Genomic DNA, 17,221 nt, shown 5'->3' with positions numbered 1-17,221 from the left:
ATAAAGCCTTTAGCCAAGCTATACAAATCACAGGCCCCTTGCCGTGAGCGATGTACTAGTTTTAGTGTTGAGAGAAATACGTAAACAGCTACCTTATTTTAGAAGCGCTTTTGATACCAATAATGAACAATTTTGTGCAACCCTAAGTCGAAACTGTCATAACTATGGTAAGCAAATAACAGTGGGCGTCAGCGTTGTTTATGTGCTTATCAGTCGTGTGCATAGCCCTTTAATAAAGCCCTAATTGCGAATGCAGAGTGTCAAATTTACTCGCCTGAGTAGAAGCACTGCCAATTTAGCGTGAGACACCGTTAAAATAAAGTTAAATATGCTAGATTCTCATACTAAATATTTATAGAATCATTATACAAATCACGGACGTAAGCATTTGTTATGAATTCAATACCTTCAATACAGTCTGTTTCTTTTAAAGCTCGGGCTAGAACAATCGACCACTTAGGCAAAGGTCAAATCGCCGATGCTCCAACTGCGATAAGCGAGCTATGGAAGAACTCATATGACGCCTACGCACGGAACGTAGCCCTTCACCTTTATGATGACGATATAAAATGTGGGGCCATTATCGACGATGGTTGCGGTATGACATTTGATCAGCTCAGTGACAGCTGGATAACCATCGGCACCGAGTCTAAAACCAAAAAATCATTACTCCCAGAAGCAGATCGATTTGGCTTAAATGAGCGCTTTACGCAAGGTGAAAAAGGAATCGGCCGCCTTTCAACCGCTTTCCTTGCACCAGTCACATTAATCGTTACCAAGAAAATAAATTCTCGTTATTCAGCAGCACTGATTGATTGGCGCTTGTTTGAGAATATGTATTTAAGTTTAAACGATGTAAAAGTGCCTATGAGTGAGTTTGAGCGACTTGAAGATCTCCCAGCCCTTTGTAAAGAGTTGCAAAAAGATATGCTCAATAACTTAGCTGTAGAACCCAAAACAGATGACACTGAGGCACTATTACTCCGAAAAGCATGGGAAAAATTTTCTAAGGATGAGTTTAAGGCATTTAATGCCCAAAAAGCAGTTGATAAGCATGACCAATTCCAGTCAACTGAAGACAAAATCCAAACCTTCTGTGAGTCATTCCGTTTCAACCAATACTACCTAAGACAGTGGAAAACATTATTAAAAAACGTGAGTGAACTCGACGGTGAAACGCATGGTACAGCTCTATTTTTACTTGATTTAAATCGTGACTTAGAAGTGTTGACTAATCGAGGTGACTTGGATCGAAATGCCGATGAATACAGAGCTATTGAGGAAAACCTCGTTGATACTTTGCGCGCTTTCGTCAACCCATATTTAAACGAAGAAAACGAACAGGCTACACTTAATCGTACGGAAACTGCCGAAATCTCAAAAGAAGATGACTCTCAAAATGAGAAAGAACTGAATTTTAATTATGAAATCAAACAATTTGATAAAGAATTTTGGATAACCAACCGAGACAAAACAATTCTAGATTACCATGACAACTTTCGATATCACGAGTTTCAAAAGTTAGAACATAAGGTTGAAGGTGTTATCGATGAAAAAGGTTGGTTTAGAGGTAGTGTTACAGCTTTTGGTGTCGATTTTAAAAATATAAGATTTTCGTGTCGTAGCTCTGGAATGAATGAGTTCACTAGCACAGGTGAGTTTAAAATCCAACTTGGTGCTTTTGAAGCTGAACCAGCGAAGTCTACTCACAATAAAGATGAATTTGATTTTATAACAGAACAAGCAAAAAAATACTCTGGCCTGATGATTTTTAGGGATAATTTAAGAGTTCTCCCTTATGGTAGAATTGATAATGACTTTTTTGAAATTGAAGAAAGAAGATCTTTAAGCGCAGGACGGTACTTTTTTTCGAGCCGGAGACTTTTTGGCCTAATATCTTTGAATCAAACAAACAATGGAAAATTGAGAGATAAAGCAGGTAGAGAAGGGTTTATCAGGAACCAAACGGCTATAGAATTTAAGTCATTAGTAAGAAACTTGCTTAATATACTTGCAGATAGCTTCTTTGGTGCAAAGTCAGACAACCGCCAAGAAATGTTAGCTCAGTTATCAAAGAATAAGAAAAAACAAAAAAAAGCACAGAAAGCTTCGGCAAAAATTAATAAAAAAACGTTTATTACAACCCTTTCTAAAAATGAGCCTGTTTTAAATTCCAAGCTTAAAGAAATAAAAGAACTGCATTCTGATTTAGACTCTGGTGTATCGGTCACGTTGAGCCATTTAGATGAGTTGGTAAAAAAAATAGAGCAAGCTGAACAGTTAAGAGCTGATATTAACGTCCCCAATAAACCTGCAAAAATTGACGATGACCTTGAAGATAGATATAGAACATACAGGGATATGTTTGCCGAGCTGAGTGAGCTACTTAGTACCTGTAAAACACGTTTAAATGAACTTGAAGCTAAAGGCAAATTCATTTCGCCAATAGAAAGTGCTGAAAAGAAGTATAAGAGCTGTGAAACCACACTAAATAAGCAACTTTCAAAATATACCAACAACATCGAGAAAACATTTGAGCGCCTGTTTGAGTTTTGGAGACAGCAGGCTCGTGAGGATAAAAAACTATTTGAATCTCAATCGCTTGAGCTATTAGATAACGTTACAAATGACTCAGATGTTACACAAACTTTAAATGCCTTAGACAAAATAGCTGTAACCCTAGCGGATGACTTTGCTTATAAATACGATGCCTTTTTACGTGCTTTGGAAAAGCTAGAAAACGGCATTGATCTTGACTCTGCATTCATCATTGCAGAAGAGGAACATGCAAAGGCCGAGCGAGAAGTAAACCAAATCCGCAGCCTTGCACAACTTGGTATCAGCTTTGAAGTAATCGCGCATGAATTAAGTGCTCAAGACCAGCTTGTCACTCGCTCTCTTAACTCTATGAGCTCGGATGCCAAACAACAAATCGGCTTCCAAAATGCGCTAAGAGCACATAAACAATTTACTGAATATCTTAGGTTCTTATCACCATTAAAACTATCTGGGTACCAACCTAGAGACGATATTAGCGGCTCAGAAATTGTAAAAAATATCGAAGTCTTTTTTAGAGATCGGTTTGAAAAGCAACATATCGATCTGATAATTAGCGATCGCTTTAAGCGAATGAATGTCGTTGATGTTAAATCTCGAATTATCCCGGTTTTCATCAACATCTTAAACAACGCAATTTATTGGGTTGGACTCTCTGACCACCGAGAAATAAAAATAGATATAGCCAATGACTTAGTAGTAATCGCAAACACTGGTCCAGCAGTGGACCAAGATGATATTGAGAGACTATTTGAGCTGTTTTATAGCCGACGCTCTGGCGGTAATGGTGTTGGTCTTTACCTTTCACAGCAAAACCTTGCAGTAGCACATCATAAAATTTGGTATGCAGTCGATGAAAATGAAAAACTCATCAAGGACGGCGCAAACTTTGTAATTCAATTTCGTGGTATGGAAATCAGATAATGACAGAACAATATCAAACAAAAGTAGTGGAAGCGTTTAGAGACAATGCAATTCGTTCAGTTTTATTGATAGATGATGAATATCACTCTTATCAAAGCGCAATTAACAACAAAAAAGATATTTCAGAGAAAATACAACAGATCCAAGAAAAGTATGCAGATTCTTCCTTTGACGATGTTCAACAAAAACTACAGGAGCTCTTTGACTTAACTAGTGATATTCAAAGAAGTGATGTTGCGAGTGAGTTTGTATCGTTTTTTCATGAAAAAAAGCTGATTTGTGATGTTGAAAGTAACACTGAAAATTTAGAGCATGACAAAATCAGGAAAAGTGATCTAATAATTTTAGATTATTTCCTAAGTGCGGATGGAAATAGGGCAGAGTCATCTCTAAAGTTACTGCATGAGCTTAGCTCCAGCCCACATATGAATGTTGTTGTTGTTTATACTGGCGAGCCAACCGAAAATGTATGGCTTGAGATTGCCGCTACTTTAAGAGGAAGCTCCTATTCACCTGAAAAAGCTCTTTGTCAACCAAACCTAAAAGAAAGCTGGGATCTAGAAAGTGACGAGTGGTGGGATCAGTGGAAGCTATTTTTTGATGTGCCTACGATTCATAAATACTTATTAGGTACAATGACTATTGAAGCAATCACAAATAACTTTACTGAACAATGTGAAAAGCAAGAAATAGAACTTCCTAAAGGTGAGCACATACAGCAACTCATTGAAAAATCATTAGAGAATTGGAATAAAAACAAATTTCCTCATTCAAATTTAGATATCCATGGTGAAACACCATTATGGCTTCAAGCAGGAAATATTTTCATTGCTATATGCTCAAAGGATGATAAAACAACGCCAAATGGAGTATGGAATTGCATTGAGCAGGCATTAGTTAATTGGAAACCAAGTTTTTATCGCGTTATAACTTCTGAGCTGCAAAATCATATAGAAGAAGCTAATTTGTCGATGGAAAAGTCACTTTCAATTAGTGTAGAAGAGCAAATGGCTTTCCTATGGGGTATTTTACAAGCACCAGACGATCACAAAAGTAGGATTTCAAGAGAGCTTCTTGGGAATGTTGCCTTTGAGGCACTGGAACATATTTTATATAAATCAAATCTCATAGAGAGCGTCATTAACACTTCATCCGCTTTAAGCCCACCTGATTACGTGGCAAGAAATAAGGATAACGAAGAGAAGCATAAGAGTTTTCAAAATGAGATACTCGAGTTATCGTATGTTAATACTAACAAGTATCAGCCAACAGAGATGGAGCTAAAATATAAAATAGCTCATGCCTTTAACGAAAAACTGTCTACTACAAAACACTTTCACCGCTATATAACAACGGGAAGTATTCTAAGGGATGAAAACAATTCATGGTATGTATGTGTTACTCCGAGCTGCAACACTGTCCCTATGCAATGCACAGACCAAGCAACTAAAGACTTGGCACCGCATAGGCAATTAACTTTAGCCAAATTAAAGAAGATTGATAATTTTCAGGATGCGTTACATGAAGCTCATTTATCATCTTTCATTTTTGTTACCTCCCCAGATAAGGAAGCTTTAGCTTTCTCAGTAGTCAACCTAAATTCCAAATTACCGAATCTGGTAAAGGTTGTGATTTTAGATCATGACAGCGAAAGTTGGACTAATGGCGATCATAAAGAGTTTATATCTCTAAAAATAAACAGAAATAGGACTCATAATAACTGTCCACAGCTCAAGGAAGTTAAGAAAAAAATTTACCCCATAGCTCTGCTAAAGCCAGCTTATGCTGCTAGATTCCAAAACATTCAAAGTCATTATGAAGGAAGGATAGGCGTAGACTTCGCCACTCTAAATATTTCTGGTTCAGAGCCGGAATAACAACTAACCCAGTAGAAAACAGTGACGCTTGCAGCTTATTGTTTTCTGCTTAACAAAGACTCTTTTATCGGTGTTATTAAAGCTTTACCTAGCAAAACAGGTACAGCATTACCAATCTGTCTAGAAGCAGCCATCACACCGCCTATAAATTGAAACTCGTCGGGGAAAGTCTGTAAACGAGCAGCGTGCCTCAACGTTATGCCATGGTTCTCCCAAGGGTGAAGGAAACGCCCTTTTGAAGGATTGTGGCAGCCCGTTGTAATCGTATTAGATGGTGTATGGAAGAACATTCGACCGTATACATCTTTATGACCAGCGTAGCCATTTTCATGACACTTGAGCGTATATGGATGCTCATCTCGACTACCCATAAGTTCAGTATCTTTAAAACGCTCAACCATAAAAGGTTTATGCACCATATGGCGGTTACACCAGTCTCCATCAGGCAGTGGAGCTCCAAATGTTAGTGATTCAATGACTCTCGTTGACTTATCTTTATCCCAATCAAGTACTTTTTGCATTCTTGGAATCAATTTATTCAACACTTTTTTTGGTGGTTTTTCAAAAACCGTCGACGCACTTTTCCACACATTTTTAGCTAAAGGCTTATCAAAATCTGGCTTTACATGAGAAGGTATCGGCGGCCACATAAAGCCATCAATCGCAATATCATCCCTAACAGCTAAAATAAAAGCTCTCCGCCTATTTTGAGGAACTCCATAATCTCTAGCATTAATAATCAAAGGACCATCGGAGATAACTCTATATCGGTGCTCTCTAGCTAATTTGAGAAACTTATTGAGATGTTTTTCATGTCTAGGCCATAACAAACCCGGTACATTTTCGACCAAAAACACTTTTGGTCTTAGATGCTCAACAAAATCAAAGTACTTAACCAAAAGTCTATTTCTTGGATCATTGCCACCGCTATTTTTTATTCTGTGAGTCGAAAATCCCTGACAAGGAGGGCCACCTAATAGCAAGTCAAGTTCACCGCTACTCAGCCCCAACTCACTCATAAACGACATGATATCAAGCTGATTAATATCTTGAGCATAAACTCGCGCGCTCGTTTTTAGTCGCTTTACGATATTTTCTTGGTATGTATTAGCAGCATGATCATCAAACTCAACAGCTGCTAGCAAATTAAAACCCGCCTCATGGGCTGCTAGTGAAAACCCACCCGCTCCCGCGAATAAGTCAATTGCTGTTAATTTGGACATAAGGCTATTTTCTGATACTGACAAGGTGCTGGATTATACTGAACTAAGTGCTGTTGTAAAACTCAGTAAATTAAGAAATTAAATCAAAAATAACTCCACCGCAAGCCAACATATAAATCACGTGAGGTTACTCTCCCACAAAAAAATGTAGGAGAGTAATAAAGTCTCATACTAAACGACCAAGCAACCCTGTTCGTACCGTTCTCAATAATACGCAACCAAAAATAAAGATTCATACTAATTGCTACTACCAAGTCTCAATCGCGCCACAACTGAGTATTAAAGTATCATACTGGTTGTCTTGATCAGCTGCGGCCTTACCACCCGCTGAAACACGTTTCAGGACAGAAGCACGTTAGAGTATGGATTCTAACGTGCCAAAACTGGATTAGAAAAAAGTATCTTGAAGCCTTAAATGTTTGTTGACTGGAATAAGCCTACTTTCCATTTTTTCGGTTTTTATCAGATTTTAGAAGTTGAGTCACGCGCCCAGGGGTTATTTCTAGGGTTTCTGCAACTCTAGCTTGAGCACCTCTTTCTCCGTTCTCTTTTTCAATTTCAACTAACTCTGCTACATATCGTGACTTGCCACTACCAGTCATTCCTTGGTATGCAGCTTTAGCCTGTTGTTTCTGACGTTTTTCTAAATCTGCCTGTTGATCACGAAGGTTCTGAATTGCTTCTGATGTATGCTTAAAACCTGTAACCATTGCTTCCATAACTTTTTCAAGAGGATCGGTCGGTGTCTGATCTTTTCTTGCCATGAGTAAATCTCGCTCTGCTGTTTAACGTGTTGATAGCATAGCGTCACGAACACTTAATGTAAACAAGTTTGTTTAGGAAAATTAAATGAATTTGTTTACTCTGTCGTTTTCATATTAACTCAACTGATAATCGATAAGTTATGGCACATGAGGGTAAGTTAGGCTGCAAGATGTCGCCTAATGGCCAGAATGAACAGTTACCAACGCGATCGGATAAGTTTTAGTTAGGAAAAGGCACGGCCTCTGAATTGTGTAGAGTATTTAATCTAAGTGATTTTGGGGCACGATTTGGAAATGGCAGCGTAACTATGTGAGCGCTGCTCATTTTAGTATGATACTTTAATACTCAGTATGATACTTTATTGCTTGGTATGAGACTTTATTACTCTCCCACAAAAAAGGCGCTTGCGCGCCTTTTCTTATTCTACCGTTACACTCTTTGCGAGGTTTCTCGGTTGGTCAACATCGGTGCCTTTGATCACGGCTACATAGTATGAAAGTAGCTGTAGTGGGATGGTGTAAACCACTGGGGCGATGATGTTTTCTACGTGGTTGACGTTCATTACTCGCATGGTGTCGTCTGAGGCAAAGTTTGAGTCTTTGTCTGCAAATACATAGATGATACCGCCGCGTGCGCGTACTTCTTCAACGTTTGATTTGAGCTTTTCAAGCAGCTCGTTGTTTGGTGCAACGACGATAATAGGCATATCTGCGTCGATAAGCGCTAGCGGGCCGTGTTTTAGCTCGCCTGCCGCATAAGCTTCTGCGTGGATGTAGGAGATCTCTTTAAGCTTAAGTGCACCTTCCATTGCGATTGGGTATTGTGAACCACGGCCAAGGAACAATGAGTGATGTTTGTCGGCGAATTCTTCTGCCAGTAGCTCAATGCCATCGGCCATCGTTAGGGTTTCTTCAAGCTTGGTTGGTAGGGTTTTGATGGCGTTGACGATTGCACTTTGGTCACGGCCTTTTTCCTGCGCGATCGATGCCGTTAGCATCAATAAGCCGACTAATTGAGTTGTAAATGCTTTGGTTGATGCCACCCCAATTTCAGCGCCGGCTTTGGTCATAAAGGCAAGATCTGACTCACGTACTAGCGATGAGCCAGGTACGTTACAGATGGTCATCGACGCCATATAGCCTTGCTCTTTGGCAAGACGTAGTGCCGCAAGCGTGTCTGCGGTTTCGCCCGATTGTGAAATGGTTACCAATAGGCTGTTTTCGTGAACGAATGAGTCGCGGTAGCGAAATTCTGAGGCGATTTCAACGTTACAGCTTACGCCTGCAAATTGCTCTAGCCAGTAGCGCGCCACCATGCCTGAGTGGTAAGACGTACCACACGCGATGATCTGTACGTGTTTTACATCTTTAAAAATTTCGTTGGCTTTGTCGCCAAATGCGTCGATACTGACGCGATCGTTATCTAAACGGCCTTCAAGTGTGTTACGTACGGCCATTGGCTGCTCGTAGATTTCTTTTAGCATGTAGTGGCGATATTCGCCTTTGCCCGACACATCTTGAGTAATGTTAGACTCAACCACTTCGCGCTCTACAGGATTGCCGTTAATGTCGAAGATTTCTACCGTTTCGCGAGTAATGCGTGCTACATCACCTTCTTCTAGGAAGATAAAGCTGCGTGTTACTGGTAATAGTGCAAGTTGATCAGAGGCAATAAAGTTTTCACCAAGGCCAAGGCCGATAACCAGTGGGCTGCCTGAGCGTGCCACGATGATTTCATCTTGGTTTGCTTTGTCAAACAATACCGTGCCGTATGCACCTTCAAGCTGTTTTACCGCTGCTTGCACGGCAGCAAGTAATGTAGTGTGTTGCTGTCTGAGTTGATGGATCAGGTGCACCATTACTTCGGTGTCAGTGTCAGATAAAAACTCATAGCCGTCTTCTTTGAGTGCACTGCGCAAACCTTCATGGTTTTCAATAATGCCGTTGTGTACTAACGCAATTTCGCTGTTAGAAATATGCGGGTGCGCGTTAGCCTCTGTTACGCCGCCGTGTGTTGCCCAGCGCGTATGCGCGATACCGGTCGTGCCTTTTACTTCTGCATTTTCAAGCGCAGATTCTAGGTTTACCACTTTACCTACGGCTTTCACACTGTTGAGTGCGCCGCCTTCGCAAAGTGCTACACCCGCAGAGTCATAACCACGGTATTCAAGGCGTTTTAGGCCTTCGATAAGAATTTTGTTTACTGGACGCTCAGCAACAGCGCCTACAATTCCACACATAATCTCTCCATTTTATTTGCACGTTGTGTGTAATTCAGCACAGATAAGCTGTATGCCACGTGCTTTGATCGCTTGGCGAAGATCATCTGCCAAGTTGTTGTCGGTGATCAAAGTGGTGATCTGTGCCCAAGGTATTTCTAAATTCGGAATTTTACGGCCAATCTTGTCGGATTCGACCATCACAATCACTTCACGGGCTGACTTTGCCATCACACGGCTCAGCCCAATTAATTCGTTGAATGTGGTTGTGCCACGTTCTACATCAATGCCATCGGCTCCAATAAAAAGCTGATCAAAGTCGTAGGATTGTAGTACTTGTTCTGCTACTTGCCCTTGAAATGATTCAGAATGTGGATCCCACGTCCCGCCGGTCATCAATAACGTTGGCTCATTTTCAAGCGATAACAAGCGGTTGGCAATATTCATCGCATTCGTCATGACGACTAAGCCACGCTTTTGCGCAAGCTCTGGGATTAAGGTTTCGGTGGTTCTGCCACTATCAATAATAATGCGATTGTGATCTTTAATAAGCGCTGCGGCGGCTTTCGCGATGGCTGTTTTACGTGCTGAATCTTGCTCGTCTTTACCCGATGCCGTGATCTCTTTAGGGAGGGCAATCGCACCGCCATAGCGGCGCAGTAATAAGCCACTTTTTTCTAATGCCGTTAAATCCTTACGAATCGTAACTTCTGATGTTTCAAACTCAGCCGCGAGTGATTCTACGCTGACTTCACCGTATTCATTTACCCATGCAAGGATGGTATGTCTGCGCTGTTGAGTATTTCGTTTTGTCATCAAATAAGTTTCGTTTCGAAATTTAAGGCGATTATAGTCGAAACTTTTATATTTGGACAAGCTAATTTTTGTGCAGAGCAAATTTTAACTAGATTAAATATTCTAAAGCGGGTATTTTGTCTAACTGGATATAATAAAGGGACATTTAAATGAACAAACGATTAATATTATTGGCTTTATTCCTTGGCGCGACATTAACAGCATGTGGCGGCTCAGGAGGGTCAAGCGCTACCGATAACAACAATAACAGTAGTGATAGCAATAATAATACTGGCACGGATAACTCAACCGGCTCCGATAACTCCGGCACAGATAACACCCAACTTGAGGCAAAAATAAGCCCAATTCAATCGGTTTATACAGGTGCAACAGTCAGACTTGTAGGAACTAGCAGCGTAGTTTCTGCTAACGCCAAAGTGACATGGTCACTCACCACAAAACCAGAAAATAGTAAGGCGCAAATAGCCGATAAGAGCAGCTTGTTGAGTGAGTTTATTGCAGATGTAGCGGGTAATTATGAGGCTCAGCTGACCATTAAATCTGATTCACAAGAATCAATTGCCAAAGTGTCAGTAAAAGTCACAGATAAACCCGTTGAACCCACCAATAGCGCCCCCACGGCGGTAATTACCCCTTTTAAAGAACGAGCGCTTAAAAGTGAGCAAATAACACTAAGCGCGAAAGACAGCTCAGATCCCGACGGCGACCGCCTTAATTATAAGTGGCAAGTGACCAGTGCTAATAATGCGTTAGACTTCCATCTTATCAATCCAGAAGGGGAATATGCCGTTTTTGTAGGGAGAGACTATGGCATATTCACGATTAGTTTAACGGTACATGATGGCAAAACCTATTCAGATACAGTCACCCAACAGATAGAAGTGTATGACGACAGGCCAGAGCTTAAAGCATTGTTGGATGCACCTGACACCGCCAAAGTGAACGATCTTGTTACCCTAAATGCTAGAGACAGCATGCAATACAATTTTGCGACTCCGATGTTTAGCTTCGACAGTATTCCTGCTGGCAGTCAGGCAAAACTGGCCCATACTATGGCATATCTCTCCTTCTTCACCCCTGATGTCGCTGGAGAATACAAAGTTCGCTTTACGCTCAAAGATAGAAATAGCGACCGAACAGAGTCAGTAGTAAAAACGATTACGGTCTCAGAGAAACAGGCAAAAACAGGTCAAATTTCGACTTCATTTAACCGTGACCGAAATGCACCTCCGGTACTGAATATAACGCCGGGCCCACTGCTCAACAAATTTACCCTAACAGAGCAAGAATTCATCGCCGAAGTCCAAGATCCAGAAGGCGCACAAGTAGAGCTACACTGGAAGTGGCTAAATAAACCTGCCGCTAGCCAAGCAACCATTGTTACTGAAGCCAATAATCGCGCTAGCACCCGCTTTGATGTCGCAGGGCTATATGTTGTACAAGCTGATGCATCTGATGGGGAACATACCACCAGTCGACTTGTCGCCATAAAGGTCGAAGATCCGGCAAACTATGCGCCAATCATTACCGACATAGAAGTAGATGGGAACAAAATCAAAGGTAGCCGTTTAACCCTTAAAGCGAACGCTTATGACAAAGAAGCCAACCCCATTACCTTCACTTGGCTGGTGATATTGCCAAATGGTACGGTCGCCCCCATCGGAACTGAAACAAGTAACACTGCCGCATTGCCTTTAACTACCGCAGGCACCTATCAGGTACTTGTTTACGCTAGGGATAACATATCCCCTTACTCAGGACATCAACGCATTACATTTGTCGTCAAGTAAGGTTCGAGGTGGCGCTTAGCTCGCGCCGCCTCTTTGTTTGCCATATATCCTAGGGCCTGTTGATCTTTCAAGTTTGTTTTTGCAGCAGTTTGATTGGTATTTATACAAGGCAGAGCCAGCGTAGCATAGTCATTCTATGTAAGTCTGGCGATAAAGACTTTGTGCTCCTGCAAAGTCACCTTACCCCACATCCTTGTGGGGCAACACAGAGAAAATGCTAATCAAGCGCTGCCCTTTGGGTTCATCTGAGTGCGCTTTGTTCATTGTTGCTCAACTTTTGCCTAGATTACTAGGCGGCAAGTCGAGCGTCGCGACCAAAACACACTCAGAAGAACAAAAATCAAACAGCAAAGGTCAACAGGCCCTAGAGATTTCTTATTTCCATTGTATCCACACCATTGCTTTGTGAATTAGTAGGACCGCACTCGTCATAGGCTGACTCAACCCTAAAGAAGGCTTGTGTTGCGCCGAGCTCAGACAGCTTTTTCTCGGCTTCTCGCAACGAGTTAAATGGTGTGAGTTTACCCTCTGCATGCATCAAGATGTGTAAGTTTCCATCACTATCTTGACCACCCGCAAGGTAGTGATTTGAATCCGCGTAGCTAAGCACGATGGCATGGAGTTCTTTATTAGCGATTTTTTCTTTGAGTGTGGCAGCAAGCATAGTGCTCTCCTCGATTAACCGACTAATTATTAAACGGCCCATGTGCGTGTTTGGTTCACCTTGACTGTCGTGAATGTTTTGTCGCGAACCTGTTGTCGTGCTAAATCACGACCTACCATCCATTCGTAGGTCGAGGTTTACCTCGACGGGATAATCATTTTATCCATTCGCAAACCTGTCGTGATAAATCACGACCTACCATCCAACCGTAGGTCGAGGTTTACCTCGACGGGATAATCATTTATCCATTCGCAAACCTGTCGTGATAAATCACGACCTACCACCCAAACGTTGGTCGAGGTTTACCTCGGTAGGATAATCATTTACCCATTCGCAAACCTGTTGTCGTGATAAATCACGACCTACCACCCAACCGTAGGTCGAGGTTTACCTCGACAGATTTAATCAAAGGGATTATCTTTAAAATTCATCTCTCAATTGCAAGGAATGCACATGAGCTGGAATGACCTGAGAAAAGGCAGGATATCAATCCCGTACGCGGAATACTTCATTACGTTTAACTGCCATAAACGCACGCCCTATTTTACGGATTATCGGCTGGCACGATTGTTTTGCCAATCTATCTCACATAATGAACAAAAGTTTGAGTGCCGCTGGCAAACATGGGTGTTAATGCCAGATCACTTTCATGGCTTACTGACACTTGGAAATACGCAACTTGGTAAGGTTGTTGGAGAGTTAAAAGGCAGAACAGCTTACCTGCTAAATAAACAATTGGATTCAAAATACAGAATTTGGCAAAGCGCGTATTACGATCATCAGCTCAGGATCACAGAAGATAGGCATACCATTGCCCGGTATATTGCCGCAAACGCACTAAGAACCAAGCTAGTAAGCCACATTGGTGAGTATCCTTATTGGAACTCACACATTCTGTGATTGACTGGTTAAAGGCTCTCTTCCCAACTCGCTTAACACGCTTCTATACACTGACAAGTTACCTTCTGCCATCACCTCAATGGCAAATTCACTGCACATTTTAGCGCGGCCTTTACGGCCCATTTGCTCTCGTAAAATCGAGTCCTTAAGCAAGCGATTAAGATCTAGGGTAAACTGAACTTGATTACCAACCGGAGCGAGTAATCCGGTTTCATTGTGCGCAACCGCTTCGGGAATGCCACCGGCAGCAAAGCCCACGACAGGCACGCCAGATGCGCTACTTTGTAATAACGCGACACCTAGCCCTTCCATCGATGCTGGATGTGCAACAATATCAACCGCCGGTAAAATACGTGCTACGTCTTGTCGAAATCCCACCAGCTGAACAATTTTTTGCAGCCCCAGCTCATCTATACGCGCTTGATATTGTTGCAGCTTTGGCCCTCGGCCAAACAGTAATACGCGCAAATTAGGGTGCTCAACAATGAGTTTTTTGGCTGCACGCATGATCACATCCTGCCCTTTGCGCTCTATCAGCTGCGCAAAATTAGCCACGACCAAGGCATTTTGTGGCAGCGCAAACTCATCAAGCAACCATTGCCGCTCCGCGCTACTTGGTGTAAAGCGCTGGGTATCAACTGCACTGTGGACTAACTTTACTTGCTCAGGAGCAATACCTTGCGAGAGTAATACTTGGCGGATCCCTTCTGAAATAGCGATAACTTTATCGTAGGCTGGGTATTTTAATTTTGACCACCAGCGCGGCTCGGTGTTGTCGACTCGTCTCGATAAAATAACAGGAACATTAAGCGACTTCGCGGCAAGTAATCCCCAAGTATCAACCCCTCGACGGCTGTGAATATGAACACAATCAGGCCGATGATGGGCAATAGCCCTTCGTAAACGCAAACATTGCATGACATCGAGATCGCCTGCTATTTTCACAGGCTCCACAACAACTTGCTTATCAACTGCACCAATCATTTCACTATTAGGCGGGCAAACCAGCACGTTCTCAATGCCCTTTTGCTGTAACGCTTGGGTTAAATACACCACTTGTTGTGCGCCGCCATATAAGTGACGACCCGCTTCAATATGCAGAACTTTCATAGCACTTCTCCTAGTGCGTTCGAAACTCTTTGTGGCGTGAGCCCCACCATACAATCAAAACGAGCCTCACAGGTTGGCCGACGTTTGCATGGTGAGCAAGCAAGTTTATCACTCAGCACACGACCATTTGGATTGAAGGTGTTTTCATACGGTAAGGTTGAGCCAAACAATGCAATAACCGGGGTATGATGCGCCATCGCCATGTGAGTTAGCCCAGTATCAACACCTATCACACCTTTTGCCCCCCGAATGATCTCACTGCACTCAAGCAATGTCGTTCTCCCAGTTAGATTAATGATCTCCGGCATCTGTTTTTCTAAGCGCTCGCTATGAGTAATATCGCTTGGTCCACCCAACATAATAATATGCGCACAAATAGACTGCTTTACTTGTTTATACAACTCACGCCAATGCCCATCTACCCAATGTTTCTGTGCTCTCGTTGTAAACGGACAAAACACCACATAAGGTTGATCTTGAGTATGCTCAAATAACAGTGCTTCTGCGTGTTGTTGTGTCTCTTTTGAGGCAATGAGCGAGTATTGAAACGCCATTTCAGGCGCACCAAAAAATTTCGCTGCAGCTCTGTATTCCGAGCTGATATCAGCAGACCAAGGCGAGGTCACTACCTTATTCATAAGCCACTGACTGCCTTCGCGACTATTGATCCCAACCTTGTATTGAGCGCCGCTAAGCCAAGCTAGCAAGCCACTTTTAAGGAGTCCTTGGGCGTCGAGCACTAGGTCAAATTGTCGACTAGCCAACTGCTTTTTAAAGCTATTAACGTGCTTCAGTAGCGCTATGATCCCCTGTGCTTTTCGCACTTTTTGCCACTCATTCCGAGGCCACAGGATCACCTCATCTAGCACTGGATTTTGTTGTAGCAAGGTCGCGCCAGCTGGCTCTGCTAACCAGCTCAGTTTTGCTTCTGGATAACGTGCCTTTAGTGCAGAAATAAGACCTGACGCCATCACGATGTCACCAATAGCACTGAGTCGGACAATAAGGATATTGTTGTATTGCATTGTTATCTGATCACCATTGGATGTAATCGGGTACTATGGACTGGCCGTTGCGCTTGTTTTAACTGATATAAAACTTGCGATGTGGTTTTGTGTAGTGCGCCATTATGCTCTGCGATAGTGGCTTGCCCAACCTGTATTTGTTGTGCTGTTGCTGCACTATTTTGCCAAAAGCCGATGACTTCTCTGGCTATTTGCTGTGGCTCATTACCCTCAACAAGTGCGCCAGCTTGACTCAGCGGCGCACATATATCTTCACAATTTCGTCGACTACTTCCCATTACGACGGCAGCCCCTTGGACAATGGCTTCGGCAGGATTATGACCACCAAGCTTAACTAACGAGCCACCGATAAAGGCAACATGGGCATCACGATAAAATGCAAATAATTTACCCATCGTATCGAGCAGGTACACTTGTGTATTTGCAGTTAGTGTTGGCGCGTGCGAGTAACGCTGACAACTCAGCCCACTTGCTTGCAGCAGCTGCCATACCTCATCAAATCTTTCAGGATGACGCGGTGCGATAATTAGCTGAGCAGCTGGATTTTGCTGTAACAACTGTTTGTGCGCTGCGACCACCGCTATTTCTTCGGTGTCATGCGTGCTCCCCGCAATCCATGTCAGCTGAGAGGGTTTTTGCGTTGGGTCGGCATGTTTCAGTTCCGGCCAATCGTACTTGATATTACCGCACAGCATCAGTTTTTCAGGTGGTACACCCAACTCGCGAAAAGCTTGATAACTTAGCTCACTTTGCGGCAGGATTTTATGCACCTTGGAAACCATAAAGGTAAAAAGACCTAACATTTTGGCATAACGATTCTTTGATCTGTCGGTCATGCGGGCATTTACCAGCATCACTCGACTGCCTTGGTTGCGCGACTGACGGATAAGGTTCGGCCACCACTCCATCTCAACCGACATGGTCAATAGCGGATTAAAATGCGCCAAAAACGCACCAACCGTCAATTGAAAGTCCAATGGCAAATAGGTGTGAATGACTTGCTCCCCCCAGTTGCGCTCAATATAGTCGGAACCTGCAACCGTGGTGCAAGTAAAAACAATGGGTAAATGAGGATGCTGTTTACGCAGCTCAGGAATAAGTTTAGCAATAGCGGCGCATTCGCCGACAGAAACGCCGTGTAAATGAATGCAGGCGGGTAACCGCTTACAATCGTAGACACCCAAGCGCTGTAAAAAGTGCTTTTTATAACCCGGTTTACGTAGCCATTTTTTTAATAAGATCAGCGCAATCAAAGGTAAACATAACAATAGGATACTGTTATAAACACCAATCCAAAGTGAATTAGCTGATCTTCTACGAAGACGAGAGGTTGCCTTAACCTTAGCCATAGTT

13 protein-coding genes are annotated in these 17,221 nt (G+C 42.6%); 5 read left to right on the top strand and 8 right to left on the bottom strand.

Features of this window, described 5'->3' with window-relative positions; all coding sequences use genetic code 11:
• Positions 1-393: 393 nt before the first annotated feature.
• Both DRB05_RS12505 and DRB05_RS12500 read left to right on the top strand, forming a co-directional pair.
• Complete coding sequence (locus DRB05_RS12505) at positions 394-3,480, top strand: sensor histidine kinase (protein ID WP_128727241.1); 3,087 nt, start codon at positions 394-396, stop codon at positions 3,478-3,480.
• On the top strand, positions 3,480-5,357 hold the full coding sequence (locus DRB05_RS12500) for a response regulator receiver domain (RefSeq protein ID WP_128727240.1): 1,878 nt from the start codon (positions 3,480-3,482) through the stop codon (positions 5,355-5,357). The genes DRB05_RS12505 and DRB05_RS12500 overlap by 1 nt, the downstream gene beginning before the upstream one ends.
• A 35-nt stretch (positions 5,358-5,392) precedes the next feature.
• On the opposite strand, the gene DRB05_RS12495 is transcribed toward DRB05_RS12500, so the two are convergent.
• From DRB05_RS12495 to DRB05_RS12480, 4 genes are all read right to left on the bottom strand, one after another.
• Positions 5,393-6,580 (bottom strand): DNA cytosine methyltransferase, encoded by a 1,188-nt coding sequence (locus tag DRB05_RS12495; protein WP_128727239.1) that lies wholly within the window; start codon positions 6,578-6,580, stop codon positions 5,393-5,395.
• Positions 6,581-7,017: 437 nt separating this feature from the next.
• Positions 7,018-7,344 (bottom strand): hypothetical protein, encoded by a 327-nt coding sequence (locus DRB05_RS12490; RefSeq protein WP_205125733.1) that lies wholly within the window; start codon positions 7,342-7,344, stop codon positions 7,018-7,020.
• A 419-nt stretch (positions 7,345-7,763) separates the two neighbouring features.
• On the bottom strand, positions 7,764-9,584 hold the full coding sequence (glmS, locus tag DRB05_RS12485; RefSeq protein WP_128727238.1) for a glutamine--fructose-6-phosphate transaminase (isomerizing): 1,821 nt from the start codon (positions 9,582-9,584) through the stop codon (positions 7,764-7,766).
• A 12-nt stretch (positions 9,585-9,596) separates the two neighbouring features.
• Positions 9,597-10,379: a DeoR family transcriptional regulator gene (locus DRB05_RS12480; protein WP_128727237.1), complete on the bottom strand. Its 783-nt coding sequence runs from the start codon at positions 10,377-10,379 to the stop codon at positions 9,597-9,599.
• Between the two features lie 149 nt (positions 10,380-10,528).
• Between DRB05_RS12480 and DRB05_RS12475 the strand changes: the two genes are divergently transcribed.
• Both DRB05_RS12475 and DRB05_RS23130 read left to right on the top strand, forming a co-directional pair.
• Positions 10,529-12,169: a hypothetical protein gene (locus tag DRB05_RS12475; RefSeq protein ID WP_128727236.1), complete on the top strand. Its 1,641-nt coding sequence runs from the start codon at positions 10,529-10,531 to the stop codon at positions 12,167-12,169.
• Between the two features lie 214 nt (positions 12,170-12,383).
• Positions 12,384-12,578: a hypothetical protein gene (locus tag DRB05_RS23130; RefSeq protein ID WP_128727235.1), complete on the top strand. Its 195-nt coding sequence runs from the start codon at positions 12,384-12,386 to the stop codon at positions 12,576-12,578.
• Here the strand turns inward: DRB05_RS23130 and DRB05_RS12465 are convergent.
• Positions 12,534-12,833, bottom strand: coding sequence for a DUF6482 family protein (locus DRB05_RS12465; RefSeq protein ID WP_128727234.1), 300 nt, complete (start codon positions 12,831-12,833; stop codon positions 12,534-12,536). The genes DRB05_RS23130 and DRB05_RS12465 overlap by 45 nt on opposite strands.
• Before the next feature lie 453 nt (positions 12,834-13,286).
• Here DRB05_RS12465 and DRB05_RS12460 point away from each other — a divergent pair, with 453 nt between their 5' ends.
• Positions 13,287-13,733, top strand: a complete 447-nt coding sequence (locus tag DRB05_RS12460; protein ID WP_128727233.1) for a transposase — start codon at positions 13,287-13,289, stop codon at positions 13,731-13,733.
• Here DRB05_RS12460 and DRB05_RS12455 read toward each other — a convergent pair.
• From DRB05_RS12455 to DRB05_RS12445, 3 genes are read right to left on the bottom strand one after another with little or no spacing between them, the layout of a single operon-like run.
• Complete coding sequence (locus DRB05_RS12455; protein ID WP_128727232.1) at positions 13,719-14,843, bottom strand: glycosyltransferase; 1,125 nt, start codon at positions 14,841-14,843, stop codon at positions 13,719-13,721. The genes DRB05_RS12460 and DRB05_RS12455 overlap by 15 nt on opposite strands.
• Positions 14,840-15,868, bottom strand: a complete 1,029-nt coding sequence (locus tag DRB05_RS12450; protein ID WP_128727231.1) for a glycosyltransferase family 9 protein — start codon at positions 15,866-15,868, stop codon at positions 14,840-14,842. The genes DRB05_RS12455 and DRB05_RS12450 overlap by 4 nt, the downstream gene beginning before the upstream one ends.
• Positions 15,869-15,870: 2 nt before the next feature.
• Positions 15,871-17,217: a 3-deoxy-D-manno-octulosonic acid transferase gene (locus tag DRB05_RS12445; RefSeq protein ID WP_128727230.1), complete on the bottom strand. Its 1,347-nt coding sequence runs from the start codon at positions 17,215-17,217 to the stop codon at positions 15,871-15,873.
• Between the last annotated feature and the right edge of the window lie 4 nt (positions 17,218-17,221).

The organism is Pseudoalteromonas sp. A757 (assembly GCF_004103285.1).
Lineage (GTDB): Bacteria > Pseudomonadota > Gammaproteobacteria > Enterobacterales > Alteromonadaceae > Pseudoalteromonas > Pseudoalteromonas galatheae.
Note: the sequence above shows the minus strand (reverse complement) of the source record. Positions and strands in the feature narration are given on the sequence as shown.

Excerpts from the sequence above, each read along its gene's own strand:
- DRB05_RS12505 (WP_128727241.1), top strand. The coding sequence starts at position 394 with ATGAATTCAATACCTTCAATACAGTCTGTTTCTTTTAAAGCTCGGGCT.
- DRB05_RS12500 (WP_128727240.1), top strand. The coding sequence starts at position 3,480 with ATGACAGAACAATATCAAACAAAAGTAGTGGAAGCGTTTAGAGACAAT.
- DRB05_RS12495 (WP_128727239.1), bottom strand. The coding sequence starts at position 6,580 with ATGTCCAAATTAACAGCAATTGACTTATTCGCGGGAGCGGGTGGGTTT.
- DRB05_RS12490 (WP_205125733.1), bottom strand. The coding sequence starts at position 7,344 with ATGGCAAGAAAAGATCAGACACCGACCGATCCTCTTGAAAAAGTTATG.
- glmS (WP_128727238.1), bottom strand. The coding sequence starts at position 9,584 with ATGTGTGGAATTGTAGGCGCTGTTGCTGAGCGTCCAGTAAACAAAATT.
- DRB05_RS12480 (WP_128727237.1), bottom strand. The coding sequence starts at position 10,379 with ATGACAAAACGAAATACTCAACAGCGCAGACATACCATCCTTGCATGG.
- DRB05_RS12475 (WP_128727236.1), top strand. The coding sequence starts at position 10,529 with ATGAACAAACGATTAATATTATTGGCTTTATTCCTTGGCGCGACATTA.
- DRB05_RS23130 (WP_128727235.1), top strand. The coding sequence starts at position 12,384 with ATGCTAATCAAGCGCTGCCCTTTGGGTTCATCTGAGTGCGCTTTGTTC.
- DRB05_RS12465 (WP_128727234.1), bottom strand. The coding sequence starts at position 12,833 with ATGCTTGCTGCCACACTCAAAGAAAAAATCGCTAATAAAGAACTCCAT.
- DRB05_RS12460 (WP_128727233.1), top strand. The coding sequence starts at position 13,287 with ATGAGCTGGAATGACCTGAGAAAAGGCAGGATATCAATCCCGTACGCG.
- DRB05_RS12455 (WP_128727232.1), bottom strand. The coding sequence starts at position 14,843 with ATGAAAGTTCTGCATATTGAAGCGGGTCGTCACTTATATGGCGGCGCA.
- DRB05_RS12450 (WP_128727231.1), bottom strand. The coding sequence starts at position 15,868 with ATGCAATACAACAATATCCTTATTGTCCGACTCAGTGCTATTGGTGAC.
- DRB05_RS12445 (WP_128727230.1), bottom strand. The coding sequence starts at position 17,217 with ATGGCTAAGGTTAAGGCAACCTCTCGTCTTCGTAGAAGATCAGCTAAT.